This is a genomic window from Microbacterium sp. NPDC089695 (assembly GCF_044749085.1).
Taxonomy (GTDB): domain Bacteria; phylum Actinomycetota; class Actinomycetes; order Actinomycetales; family Microbacteriaceae; genus Microbacterium.
The window spans coordinates 2,192,802-2,205,123 of record NZ_JBIVHG010000001.1 but is presented as its reverse complement, the minus strand read 5'-3'; the positions used below and the strand labels follow the sequence as shown (position 1 = coordinate 2,205,123).

At 67.6% G+C, this 12,322-nt stretch carries 12 protein-coding genes; 7 read left to right on the top strand and 5 right to left on the bottom strand.

Annotated features, from left to right (window positions below):
• Positions 1-63: 63 nt before the first annotated feature.
• Together ACIPYT_RS10575 and manA are read right to left on the bottom strand one after the other, a co-directional pair.
• A complete protein-coding gene (locus tag ACIPYT_RS10575) occupies positions 64-381 on the bottom strand; it encodes a WhiB family transcriptional regulator (RefSeq protein ID WP_401073453.1) in 318 nt (105 codons plus the stop codon).
• A gap of 165 nt (positions 382-546) precedes the next feature.
• Positions 547-1,689 (bottom strand): mannose-6-phosphate isomerase, class I, encoded by a 1,143-nt coding sequence (manA, locus tag ACIPYT_RS10570; RefSeq protein WP_401073450.1) that lies wholly within the window; start codon positions 1,687-1,689, stop codon positions 547-549.
• A gap of 105 nt (positions 1,690-1,794) precedes the next feature.
• Here manA and ACIPYT_RS10565 point away from each other — a divergent pair, with 105 nt between their 5' ends.
• The 5 genes from ACIPYT_RS10565 to ACIPYT_RS10545 all read left to right on the top strand — a co-directional run bounded on the left by ACIPYT_RS10565 (position 1,795) and on the right by ACIPYT_RS10545 (position 8,094).
• Entirely contained in the window at positions 1,795-3,213 is a 1,419-nt protein-coding gene (locus tag ACIPYT_RS10565; RefSeq protein WP_401073447.1) for an O-antigen ligase family protein, read from the top strand.
• Complete coding sequence (locus ACIPYT_RS10560; protein ID WP_401073444.1) at positions 3,210-4,508, top strand: O-antigen ligase family protein; 1,299 nt, start codon at positions 3,210-3,212, stop codon at positions 4,506-4,508. The genes ACIPYT_RS10565 and ACIPYT_RS10560 overlap by 4 nt, the downstream gene beginning before the upstream one ends.
• A gap of 132 nt (positions 4,509-4,640) precedes the next feature.
• Positions 4,641-6,551 (top strand): glycosyltransferase, encoded by a 1,911-nt coding sequence (locus ACIPYT_RS10555; RefSeq protein ID WP_401073442.1) that lies wholly within the window; start codon positions 4,641-4,643, stop codon positions 6,549-6,551.
• Positions 6,548-7,510, top strand: coding sequence for a glycosyltransferase (locus ACIPYT_RS10550; RefSeq protein ID WP_401073440.1), 963 nt, complete (start codon positions 6,548-6,550; stop codon positions 7,508-7,510). The genes ACIPYT_RS10555 and ACIPYT_RS10550 overlap by 4 nt, the downstream gene beginning before the upstream one ends.
• Before the next feature lie 5 nt (positions 7,511-7,515).
• On the top strand, positions 7,516-8,094 hold the full coding sequence (locus ACIPYT_RS10545) for a hypothetical protein (protein WP_401073437.1): 579 nt from the start codon (positions 7,516-7,518) through the stop codon (positions 8,092-8,094).
• A 49-nt stretch (positions 8,095-8,143) separates the two neighbouring features.
• Here ACIPYT_RS10545 and ACIPYT_RS10540 read toward each other — a convergent pair whose 3' ends face one another.
• The 3 genes from ACIPYT_RS10540 to glf are packed head-to-tail and all read right to left on the bottom strand — an operon-like array spanning position 8,144 to position 10,843.
• Positions 8,144-8,878: an ABC transporter ATP-binding protein gene (locus ACIPYT_RS10540; RefSeq protein WP_401073434.1), complete on the bottom strand. Its 735-nt coding sequence runs from the start codon at positions 8,876-8,878 to the stop codon at positions 8,144-8,146.
• Positions 8,878-9,696 carry an ABC transporter permease gene (locus ACIPYT_RS10535; protein WP_401073432.1) on the bottom strand — a complete coding sequence of 273 codons (819 nt, stop codon included), beginning with the start codon at positions 9,694-9,696 and terminating at the stop codon, positions 8,878-8,880. The genes ACIPYT_RS10540 and ACIPYT_RS10535 overlap by 1 nt, the downstream gene beginning before the upstream one ends.
• A 10-nt stretch (positions 9,697-9,706) precedes the next feature.
• Positions 9,707-10,843, bottom strand: coding sequence for a UDP-galactopyranose mutase (glf, locus tag ACIPYT_RS10530; RefSeq protein ID WP_401073429.1), 1,137 nt, complete (start codon positions 10,841-10,843; stop codon positions 9,707-9,709).
• A 62-nt stretch (positions 10,844-10,905) separates the two neighbouring features.
• Between glf and ACIPYT_RS10525 the strand changes: the two genes are divergently transcribed.
• Positions 10,906-11,334, top strand: a complete 429-nt coding sequence (locus ACIPYT_RS10525) for a GtrA family protein (protein ID WP_401073426.1) — start codon at positions 10,906-10,908, stop codon at positions 11,332-11,334.
• The gene (locus ACIPYT_RS10520; RefSeq protein WP_401073424.1) at positions 11,327-12,292 is read left to right on the top strand and encodes a glycosyltransferase family 2 protein; all 966 of its coding nucleotides are present in this window, start codon (positions 11,327-11,329) and stop codon (positions 12,290-12,292) included. The genes ACIPYT_RS10525 and ACIPYT_RS10520 overlap by 8 nt, the downstream gene beginning before the upstream one ends.
• The last annotated feature ends 30 nt before the right edge of the window (positions 12,293-12,322 follow it).

Genomic DNA, 12,322 nt, shown 5'->3' with positions numbered 1-12,322 from the left:
CAGCCTAAGCGGGCGGCGTCGAGGTCGGCGGCAGCCCGTGCGGCGTGGCCGCGAAGCGGCGGATCAGCTCGCGCGGCGCTTCAGCTTGCGGCGCTCGCGCTCCGACAGGCCGCCCCAGATGCCGAAGCGCTCGTCGTTGTTGAGCGCGTACTCGAGGCATTCGCCACGGACGTCGCACGTCGTGCAGATGCGCTTGGCGTCGCGGGTGGATCCGCCCTTCTCGGGGAAGAAGGCCTCCGGATCCGTCTGCGAGCACAAGGCGTCGGTCTGCCACGCCAGTGCGTTGTCGTCGTCGCCCTCCACCTTTCGAACCCCGGGAACACCGAGGTTGATCGGATCGACGAACCAGTTCTCCGGTACGTCCGAACGGTAACCCGTCATCTCGATCTCCAACCCTTTGTTCCGCCCCCTCGGCGGGCCGTGCTCACCTAATTACACCCGTGTGATTCGCTCCGGTCAAGTCGCGGATCGTAAACCCTCAATCATCGATTGAAGGTTCATGAGAGTGTGTCGGCGTGTCGCGGCGGGTCGGAGGGACCGCGGGGATCAGTGCGCGGTCCGCCGCGCACCGGGAGATGCGATGAACGCCTCGCCGTGCCCCGCGAGGACGATGCGGCCCTCATCCGGGCCCGCGAACGCGACGGTGCCGACCGGGATCTCCCGCGCGACGCCGTCGGCCCCCGAGGCGGTGATCGCCCCCGACGTCGCGAGCACCATCGTGGGACCGGTCACCGGAACCGCGAGCTCGTCCCCGCTGAGATCTGCCCTGCGCAGCGCGAAGTCCGCGATCGGCACGGCGTACTCGGTCACCGCGCCTCGGGGCTCGGGGCGCAGCACCGGGACCTCGCCCGGAGCCGTGTCGAGGATCGACAGGAGCTCGGGCACATCGATGCGCTTGGGGGTGAGGCCGCCGCGCAGCACGTTGTCGCTCGCCGCCATGATCTCGACGCCCAGCCCGGAGATGTACGCGTGGAGGAGCCCCGCACGCAGGAAGATGCCCTCGCCACGGCGCAGCACGACGTGGTTCATCAGGAGAGCGACGACCACACCGGGGTCGCCGGGGTAGGTGTCCGAGATCGCGGCGACCGCACGCAGCGTCGCGGCCCACTCCCCCGTCTCGACAGACGCCGCCGACCGCACGGCGGCGATCACGTCGTCGACCTCGGCCTGGGCGCGGCCCGACAGCAGCCATCCGATCGTGCCGCGCAGCACATCGCCCTCTCCGCGCAGACGGTCCGCGAGCGTGGTGACCCCGACGCCGTCTCCCAGGTGCTCCAGGAGCTCGATCGTCGCGGCGACCGGACGCAGACCGCTCAGCGACTCGAAGCGATCGCTCAGCGCGACGATGAGCTCCGGCTTGTGGTTGTCGTCGCGATAGTTGCGGTTCGGGTCATCGGCGGCGAGCGTCGACTCCCGCGCCCATCCGTCCTTCGCCTGCGCGATCGTCGGATGCACCTGGATCGACAGCGGCGACGCGGCGGCGAGGAGCTTGAGAAGGTACGGCAGCCCGCCACCGGTCACGGCGTCGAGCGTGCCACCGCCGGCGACGTCGGCCGGGTCGCCCGGGTGGTCTCCGAACCACACCTCCGCCTCCGGCACGGTCGACGGAGCCCTCCCCTCGAGCTCGGACAGAAGGGTCTGCGACCCCCAGGCGTAGTCGCGCGGGACGTTCGTCAGGCTCAGCAGCATGTCACCAGGGTAGGGGGATCGGATGCCGCGTCGCGACAGGCGACGGCGTCGGCCAGGCGCGTCGCATCAGGTGCGCGCCCGGGTGCGCGCGGTAGCCTGAACGCGATGGCGCAGTACACCAAGCATCCGGCGGCGGCTCCGCCCCAGGCCCCCGAGCGTGAGTCGACGGGGCATCTTCTGCTGCGCGGATACATCATCCTCGTCCTCTTCGCGACGTTCGCGCACGCCGCGGTCTACAACCTCGTCGGCGAGTACGGCGCGATGGCCGTGCTCGCCGGCTTCCTCGTCACGACGCTGGCGATCGGCATCCCGATGGTCGCCCGGGAGCGGCCGCAGCGCTTCGCGTGGCGACGTCTGCCGTGGGCCGCCACCGCGTACACGGTTCTCGCCCTGGCCTCGGTGATCTGGTCGCAGTGGCGGGGGTCGACCCTCCTCACGTGGGTGCTCCTGGCCACCGTGACCGTGAACGCCCTGTTCATCGTGCACGTGCTGTCGTGGAACGAGATCGTGCGGGCGCTCGCATCCGCGTTCAAGTGGATCCTCGGCCTGTCGCTCGCGATCGAGCTCTGGGTCGCCCTGGTCGTGCACGGACCGATCCTGCCGAACTTCTTCGTCCGCCCCGAGGGCGAGGAGCTGAACGCGCACTGGTACTGGGTGCGCGGCAACCTCTTCGACGGAGACCGCATCCAGGGCATCGTCGGCAACTCGAACCTGCTCGCCATCATCAGCCTGTTCGCGATCATCACGTTCGGCGTCCGGTTCGCCGCACGAGCGCGCTGGCGCACGACCCTCGCACTCTGGGCGCTGCTCGCCGCGTACTTCCTGCTGCGGGCCGGATCCGCCACCGCCTACCTCTGCGCGGCCGCCGCCGGAGTGGTGCTGATCGTGGCGCTGCTGATGCGCCGGACGCGCACGCCGGGCGCGCGCACCCGGCTCTACGTCGTGTTCTTCGGCGGGGGCGCGGTGCTGGTCGCCGCCGCCTGGCTCCTGCGCGAGCCCCTGCTGTCCCTGCTCGGGCGCAGCGGCGATCTGACCGGGCGCTCCGACAAGATCTGGGCGAAGGTGCTCGAGCGCGCCGCCGAGCATCCCGTCTTCGGCAACGGGTTCTCGAGTCCGTGGATCCCGTTCGACCCGGCATTCGACGGGTGGATCGTCGACCACGGCATCACGGTCTTCCACGCCCACAACATGTGGCTCGACGTGCTCATGCAACTCGGTGCGGTCGGGGTCGTGCTCATGGGCCTCGCCTACCTGAGCCTGCTCTGGCGCTCGTGGTTCTTCGCGGTCGACCGACCGCGCTGGGACCTGACGTCCGATCGCCCGTACTCCCCGATCACCCTGCTGCCGAGCCTCTTCACGGTCGTCCTGCTCGTCCAGGGCCTCACCGAGTCCACGCCCATCATGCTGTGGGGCTGGATGCTGCTGGTGATGCTCTCGTTCAAGCTCAAGTCCGTGCCGCTGGTCGGCATCGGCGAACGCGATCGCGTGATCGAGCACGGCGAGAAGGCACGGCGGGTTCCGTGACGTCCGGCAGGCGCCTCGTCGACCTCCTCGGCTCAGCCGAATTCGCTCGCGCCTTCACGATCGCGGTGCTGAGCGCCGTGTTCGCGGCGTTCACGATCGAGCGGATGACGTCGCAGGTGACGCTCGCCACCATCATCGCGATCCTGTGCGGCATCGGCGCGTGCGTGCTGTGGGTGCGACGCGAGGAGCTGTCGCTGCTGCGACTCGCACCGTCATCTCTCGTCGCGTTCCTCGCCTGGGCGCTCGTCAGCCTCGTCTGGACCACGGACAGATCCGACACGCTGTTCGGCTGGATGGCCCTGTTCGGTTTCGCGTTCCTCGCGATCACGGTCGGACACATTCGCGACACGTTGCAGACGGTCCGCGCACTCGGCGACACGCTGCGGATCCTCCTGGTGATCTCCCTCGGCCTCGAGATCCTCTCCGGCATCCTGTTCGACATGCCGTTCGGATTCCTCGGCATCCAGGGCAACCTCGCGGCGGGCGGACCGGTGCAGGGGATCTTCGGCAGTCGCAACATGCTCGGCTTCGTCGCCGTGATCGCCCTGATCACGTTCGTGATCGAGTGGCGTTCGCAGTCGGTCACCGCGCCGCTCGCGATCCCCTCGGTCGCCCTCGCCGCGCTGCTCGCGTTCCTGTCGTCCTCCCCCACCGTCATCGTGCTCGCCGCGGCCGTCGGGATCGTCGCGGTCGCGCTCACGATCGTGCGACACGCGCCCCCGGAGCGGCGGAGCCTCGTGCAGTGGGTGCTCGGCATCCTGGTCGCCCTCGCCCTCGCCGCCGCGTTCGCGCTGCGGCATGCGATCATCGCCCTCCTCGACGCGGGCTCGGACTTCTCGATCAGGGCGACGTTGTGGAACACGATGCTCGACTTCGTGTCGCTGAAACCGATCACCGGCTGGGGCTGGTTCGGTCCGTGGGCGCGCGGCGAGTATCCCTTCACGTACATCAACTTCATGCTCGACGACCACCATCAGAGCGGGCTCAACGCGTACTTCGACGTGATGCTGCAGCTCGGCTGGGCCGGGCTCGTGCTGTTCCTCGCCCTGGGCGGCGCGGCCACGATCAGGTCGTGGCTGGTCGCCAGCGTACGGCGGTCGGTCGTCTACGCCTGGACCCCGCTCATGCTGGTGACGCTCGCCGTCGACTCGATGTTCGAGAGCTTCACGCTCGACGGCGCCGGGTGGTTCCTGCTCGTGCTGTGCGCGCTGCGCGCCGGCCAGTCGCGGTCGTGGCGCGAGAACATCGACGCGGCGCACACCGGGGCCATCCCCACCCTGCACCCGGAACGCTGATCGCCGGACCGCTGTCAGGGCGGGGCCTCTCCGCAGATCCGTAGGACCCGGACTGTAGGCTGTCCAGTGCTCGTCGAATCCCGCTCCGGCCTCTTCGTACCGGTCCGCGGCTCACCAACGGAGAATCTCGTAGTGACCCACGTCCTTCAGAACATCGTCTTCCCGCTTGATCGCGACCCCGACCTCCTCCCCCTCTACGCCGACCCCGAGACGTGGTCCGTCATCGACGAACAGCCCGTGCGCGTATCCAACCGTGCGCACCTGGGCAACATCCTCGGTCGTCACCGCGCACGCATCGTGGCGGGTCGCCGGGTCTCCCTCGGGACATACTTCAATGCCTTCCCCGCGTCGTACTGGCAGCACTGGACGAGTGTGCGCGAGGTGCGGCTGACCGTCCGCACCAACGGTCCGGCGACGATCCTCGTGTACCGCTCCAACGGCTCCGGCATCCGCCAGCGCGTCGACACCCGCGAGGTCACGGGAGAGGCGACGACGTCTTTCGACCTCGATCTCACGCAGTACAGCGACGGCGGGTGGATCTGGTTCGACGTCGTCGCCGACGAGAAGCCGACCGTCCTCGAAGGCGCGGAGTGGACGACCGAGCAGGAGCCCAGCAGGACCGGCAAGGCGTCGTTGGGGATCACGACCTACAACAAGCCCGACTACTGCGTCGAGACGCTGCGCGCGCTCGCGGCCTCCCCCGACGCGCTGGAGTTCGTCGACCGCATCTTCCTGGTCGACCAGGGCACCCAGGTCGTCTCGGAGCAGGAGGGCTACGACGACGTCGCTGCCCGCCTGGGCGAGACCCTCCAGGTGATCCGGCAGCCCAACCTCGGAGGATCCGGCGGTTTCGCGCGCGCGATGCACGAGTCGCTGCAGCGACCGGAGAGCGACTTCGTCCAGCTGCTCGACGACGACGTCCGTCTGGAGCCCGAGTCGCTGCGCCGATCGATCGTCTTCGGCCAGTACGCCACCAACCCCGTTCTCGTGGGCGGCCACATGTTCGATCTCCTCGACCGCCCCAAGCTCCACGGCTGGGCCGAGGTGGTCGATGAGAACCCGTTCATGTGGCGCAACCTCTACCAGGACAAGATGCCCCACGATTTCGGCGTCTCCAACCTGAGGCAGTCCACCCTTCTGCACATGCGCATGGACGCCGATTACAACGGCTGGTGGATGTGCCTCATCCCCCTCGACGCCGTCCGCGAGGTGGGCCTCGCGCTGCCCGCGTTCATCAAGTGGGACGACGCCGAGTTCTGCCTGCGCGCCGGCGCGGCCGGCTTCCCGACCGTGTCGATGCCCGGCGTCGCGCTGTGGCACGTCTCGTGGGTGAACAAGGACGACACGATCGACTGGCAGGCGTACTTCCACGCCCGCAATCGCATCGTCGCCGGTCTCCTGCACTCGAATGCGCCGCGCGGCGGGCGTCTGCTGACGCACAGCCGTCGTGTCGACCTCAAGCACCTGATGATGATGCAGTACTACCCGGTCGAGCTGCGTGCCCGGGCTCTGCGCGACGTGCTGTCGGGGCCTGCGCACATGCGGCGCAACCTCGCGACGGCGATGCCCGCAGCACGCGCGCTCGCGGCCGAATACCCCGAGACCGTCGTGCACCGCGATCCGTCGACGATCCTGCACTCGCGGCGCGGACGCCAGGTCTACAAGGTCATGTCGAAGAACGACTTCGACAGCCCGAGCGGACTCGCCCTGCGCTGGTTCACGCTCTCCACCCTCCTGTCGCACTGGGTGCACCGTCCTGCCCCCGAGAACATCGCTCAGCCCGAGGTCGAGCTCGGCAAGGAGGATGCGCACTGGTGGCGCGTCCCCGCCTTCGACAGCGCGCTCGTCAGTGCTGCCGACGGTTCGGGAAAGAACATCTACACGCGCGATCGCCGCAAGTACCGCCGGATGCTGCGCGAGACCATCCGCCTCCACGCGGAGCTCCGTCGGCGGTGGCCCGAGCTCCAGAAGGAGTACCGCGAGGCACTCCCCGAGCTGGTGTCCCCCGAGTCCTGGCAGAACATCTTCGAGGAGAAGGCATGACCGCGGCGCCCGCTGCATTCGATCCGGCGACGGCCACCATCGTCATCGTCACGTTCAATCGATCGCACCTGCTCACGGGACTGCTGGAGAGCATCTCGGCGATGGACCCGAAGCCCGGGCACGTCGTCGTGATCGACAACGCGTCGTCCGACGACACGACCGACGTCGTCGAGTCGTTCCGCCCGCGACTGGGCACCGAGCTCGTGTACCGACGTCTCGAGACGAACACCGGCGGCTCGGGCGGCTTCAGCGAGGGCATGCGCACGGCGTACGAGCTCGGCTCGGAGTGGATCTGGATGATGGACGACGACGTCGAGGTCATCCCCGACGGTCTGGCGAAGATGGGGTCGTGGGCTCCGCGGTTCAAGAGCATCCAGGGGCGCCGCTACGACTACGACGGCAGCGAGTTCTACTGGCAGTACCGCATCGCGGAGCGCATGGGCATCCCGATCCCGTTCGCGCCGTCGGGCTTCGACGCGTCGGGTTTCAAGGAGATGAACAGCGGGTGCTTCGAGGGCATGTTCATCCACCGCTCGATCGTCGCTCAGATCGGGCTTCCCGACCCGCGGTTCTTCATCTACTGGGACGACCAGATGTACGGGTGGCTCGCGTCGAGGAGGACCACCGCGGTGATCGTGGACGAGTTCGTACTGCGGCGCACCCGGGAGATCCGGCAGTGGGATATGGGCATCCGCCACATGAACGCCTCGAGCAACGCGTACCGGTTCTACATCATGCGCAACCGCGCCTTCATCAAGCAGTACTACCGCGTGCACGGGGTGTACAACCCCGTGCTCTTCGGCCTCGGCACGGCCATGACCTTCGCGAAGGAGCTCATCCGCCTGGTGTTCGTAGAGCGCACGGTTCGCGGCACGAGCAACCTGTTCCGGGGCCTCAAGGAGGGCGGCCGACTCGGTCGTGATCGCTCCTGGAAGCCCATGGCACCGCTGGAGGGATGACGAGGATGACTGAAGAACCGCAGCCTGAGCTGCGCTGGGCACCGCTCGAGCCGAAGCCCCGCAACCGCGGGCGTGTCTGGCTGATCGTCGGGCTCGTCGCCGCCGGCATCGTCGTGATCGGCCTGCTCCTGTTCTTCCTGCTCCCGCGCGGGGCGGGTCAGGCGCCGGAGCAGACCGCGACGCCGACCCCCACGGCAACGCCCACCGCGACGCCGACCCCGACTCCGACCCCCGAGCCGCCCGTGCAGACCGAGGCACCCCCGGTGCCCGATCCGAGCGTCGAGGCGTTCAGCGGCCAGGTGGGCCCGCGCCTGCAGGACGCCGGCCGCGGTCTCGACATCGTGCGTTCGGCGGCCGGGCCGGATGCGCTTCCGGTCGTCGACACGCTCCAGCAGGATCTGCAGAACGTCGCCGACACTCCTCCGCCGTCGTCGATCGCCGCAGAGTGGGAGACCGCGATGCTGCGTTACTCGGACGATCTCAACGCCGTGCGTTCGGCCGTCGAGTCCGGCGGCGACATCGCGACGGCCGTCGACTCCGCCGCGCGCTCCCTCACGGCCCTGAAGGCTCTGATCGGCCTGTGAGCCGCACTCCGATGGGGCGCCGTACGTCGCCCCATCGGAGTCGCCGTCTCTAGGAGTTGTAGTCGGCGTTGTAGCGATCGAGCACGTCGGCGATCGGGGCGTCGAGCAGCAGGCCGCCCTTGTCGAGGTAGAGCCCGCGCGTGCAGAAGCGCCGCAGGTCGCGCTCGTTGTGGCTGACGAAGAACAGCGTGCGTCCCTCGGCGAGGAGCTCGTCGATGCGCTTGTAGCACTTGTCGCGGAAGGCCTTGTCTCCCACCGCGAGCACCTCGTCGACCAGCAGGATCGGCTCGTCGAGCTGCGACACCACGGAGAACGCGAGCCGCACCTTCATGCCGTTCGACAGATGCTTGTAGGGAGTGTCCTCGAAGCCGGCCAGCTCGGCGAACGCGATGATGTCGTCGTAGCGGCGCGACACCTCGTCGCGCGACATGCCGTGCAGGCCCGCGGTGAGCCGCACGTTCTCCCGGACGGTGAGATCGCCCACGAACCCGCCGGTGATCTCGATCAGCGGCGCGACGCCGCCCGAGACGCGCACGTGCCCCTCGTCGGGGAGCAGCACTCCGGCGACGAGACGCAGCAACGTCGACTTGCCCTGCCCGTTGCGACCGACGACGCCGATCGACTCGCCCTGCTGCACCGAGAAGGAGACGTCGCGCAGCGCCCAGAACTCTCCGGGACGCGACCTGCGGGAGGCGCCCGCGAAGAGGTCTTTGAAGCTGCGCCTCCCCCGCCGGTTGCGTCGGAAGTGGACGCCGAGTCCCTGCACGTCGATGGCCGCGCTCATCACAGCTCCTTCAGCACGGGGCGCTCGAGCGCACGGAAGGTCCACACGCCGAGTCCGAGGATCACGGCGGTCATCACGACGCTCACGATCAGGGTGAAGGAGTTCCACTGGTCGGGAAAGAACGGCATCCGGTACAGCATGAAGATCCCCGCGAGCGGGTTGAACGCGCCGAGGGTCTGCGCGAAGCCCGGCAGGTCGGTCACGTTGTAGATGATCGGCGTGGCGTAGAACATCGCGCGCAGGATGAGGGCCGTCGTGCGTTCGAGGTCGACGTACATGACGCACAGCGGGGCGACGAGGAGCCCGAGGCCGACGAGGAGCACGGCCTGGAGAAACATCGCGACAGGCAGCCACAGCACTCCCCACCCGATCTGCACGGTCTGGTCGGGATTCGACTCGACGATGAGGTTCACGATGATGAAGAGCACGAGCACCGGAAGCGAGAACAGGTACTCCATGCCCTTGCTGAGCACGATCCGGTTGACCCAGATGGATCGCGGGATCGCGGTGGAGCGCACGAGTCTGGCGTCCTTCTTGAACGCGCGTGTGAAGTCCGACACCGAGGAGTTGAACCAGACCCACGGCAGCAGGGCGCTGATCAGGAAGATGATGTACGGCTCCTCGCCGACATCCCGATGGAAGATCTGCGTGAACACGAACCAGTAGATCGCGCTCATCACGAGCGGATCCAGCACCGACCACAGATAGCCCAGGAAGCTCGTCGAGTAGCGGACCTTCAGGTCGCGCGCCGAGAGCAACCAGAGCGAATGCAGATAGCGCCGGGGCGTCCCGGGCGCCCCGACAGCAGCGTGACTCACGATGATGAGTCTAGGAGAGAGTGTTGTTCCACAGCGACAGCGCCGAGCCGATGGCCATGTGCATGTCGAGGTACTGGTACGTGCCGAGGCGTCCGCCGAAGTGCACGTCCTTCTCACCCTTGGCGAGGTCGCGATACGCCAGCAGGCCCTCGCGATCGGCCGAGGTGTTCACGGGGTAGTACGGCTCGTCCTCGCGCTCGGCGAAGCGCGAGAACTCCCGCATGATGACCGTCTTGTCGGACTCGTAGACGTCCTTGCGCTCCGGGTGGAAGTGCTTGAACTCGTGGATGCGCGTATACGGTACGTCCATGTCGGGGTAGTTCATGACGCTCGTGCCCTGGAAGTCGCCGATCGGCAGCACCTCCTGCTCGAAGTCGAGAGTGCGCCAGCTCAGAGCGCCCTCGGTGTAGTCGAAGTAGCGGTCGACCGGACCCGTATACACGATCGGCACCTGTCCGACCATCGCGTTCTTGTTCAGCGGCTGCGACTCGTCGAAGAAGTCGACGCCGAGCTTCACCTCGATGTTCGGGTGATCGGCCATGCGCTCGATCCACGCGGTGTAGCCGTCGGTGGGCAGGCCCTCCCACGTGTCGTTGAAGTAGCGGTTGTCGTACGTGTACCGCACCGGCAGCCGGCTGATGATGTCGCCCGAGAGCTTGTGCGGATCGGTCTGCCACTGCTTCGCCGTGTAGTCGCGGAAGAATGCCTCGAAGAGCGGGCGGCCGACGAGCGCGATGCCCTTCTCCTCGAAGTTCGCCGCAGACTTCACGTCGAACTCCCCCGCCTGCTCGCGCACGAGGGCGCGCGCCTGATCGGGTGTGTACGCCGACTGGAAGAACTGGTTGATCGTGCCGAGGTTCACCGGCATCGGGAACACGGTGCCCTTGTGGGTCGTGTACACGCGGTGCACGTAGTTCGTGAAGGTCGTGAAGCGGTTGACGTACTCCCACACGGTCGCGTTCGAGGTGTGGAACAGGTGCGCGCCGTAACGGTGCACCTCGATGCCCGTCTCCTTCTCCGCCTCGCTGTAGGCGTTGCCGCCGATGTGGTGACGACGGTCGATGACCGTGACCTTGCGGCCGGCGTTCGCCGCCCGCTCTGCGATGGTGAGACCGAAGAAGCCCGATCCGACGACGAGAAGATCCATGTGCTCTATCGTATCGGCGCGCGCACGCGGGACCTGTGCAAACGGTCTGCGAGACTGTCACCATGCCGAATCTCGTGAGTCGGGTCGCGGGACGACTCTGGAAGCACGACGCCGTCCGCTACCTGATGGTCGGCGGCTTCTGCTTCGTCGTCGACGTGTTCCTGCTCTGGCTCGCGCACGACGTTCTCGGCGTGCCCCTCCCCATCGCGACGACGGTGGCGTTCCTCGCGTCCTTCGCGGTGACCTACACGGCGCAGCGAGTGATCGCGTTCGCGTCCGACTCCCGGGTCGTCCCGAGCGTCGCAAGGTACACCGCCCTGGTGGCGTTCAACACCGTGGCGACGACAGGGATCGTCTGGGCCGTCGATGCCCTCGGCGCCGGCTGGCTGACGGGCAAGGTGATCGCCGTCGTGGCTACGACGGTCTGGAACTACTTCGCGTATCGTCACTGGGTGTTCAGCGAGAGACGACCCGGGAGGCGAGATGTATAAGAACGCCGTGATCGCCGCCGTCGTCCCCGCGTACAAAGAAGAGCGGATGATCGCGACCGTGGTCGCCACGATGCCGGCGTTCGTCGACCACATCGTGATCGTCGACGACTGCAGCCCCGACGAGACCAGCCGCGTGGTGACCGATCTGCACGATCCGCGCGTGACGCTGATTCGCCACGAGGAGAACCAGGGTGTGGGCGGCGCGATCATCACGGCGCATCGCGCGGCGATGGAGCTGGGGGCGGATGTCGACGTCGTCATGGCCGGTGACGCGCAGATGGACCCCGCGTACCTTCCCGCCCTACTCGACCAGGTGACCGACGGCGGCTTCGGGTTCGCGAAGGCCAATCGCTTCTACTCCCCCGAATCGTTCCGCGGGATGCCGGGGCATCGCGTGTTCGGGAACATCGTGTTGTCGTTCTTCACCAAGATGTCTTCGGGGTACTGGAACCTCTTCGACCCGCAGAACGGCTATACGGCCGTGCGCACGGACGTCCTGCGACGCATCTCGCTCGACCGCGTCGCCCGGCGGTACAGCTTCGAGAACGATCTGCTGATCCGGCTCAACATCGCCCAGGTGTCTGCGACGGATGTGCCGATCCCTGCCGTCTACGGCGACGAGGTCTCCAGCATCCGCTTGCGAAAGGTCATCCCTGAGCTGCTCCACCGCCTCACGGTCGGCTATTGGTCGCGCATCTGGTACCGCTACGTTCTGTGGTCGTTCTCCCCCATAGCCCTGCTGCTGTTCGCCGGACTGCTCTTCACGGTCATCGGCCTCGGCATCGCGGTCTGGGTGATGTTCCAGATCGCTGCATCGGTCGTCGCGACCGCCGCCACGGTGATGCTGGCAGCACTGCCGTTGATGCTCGGGTTCCAGATGCTCCTCGCCGCCCTGCAGCTCGACATCCAGGCGACTCCCGACACGCCGGATCGGAAGCCGTTCGCCCCCGTCGAATGACCCGGCATCGGACGCACCCGGGCCACACAC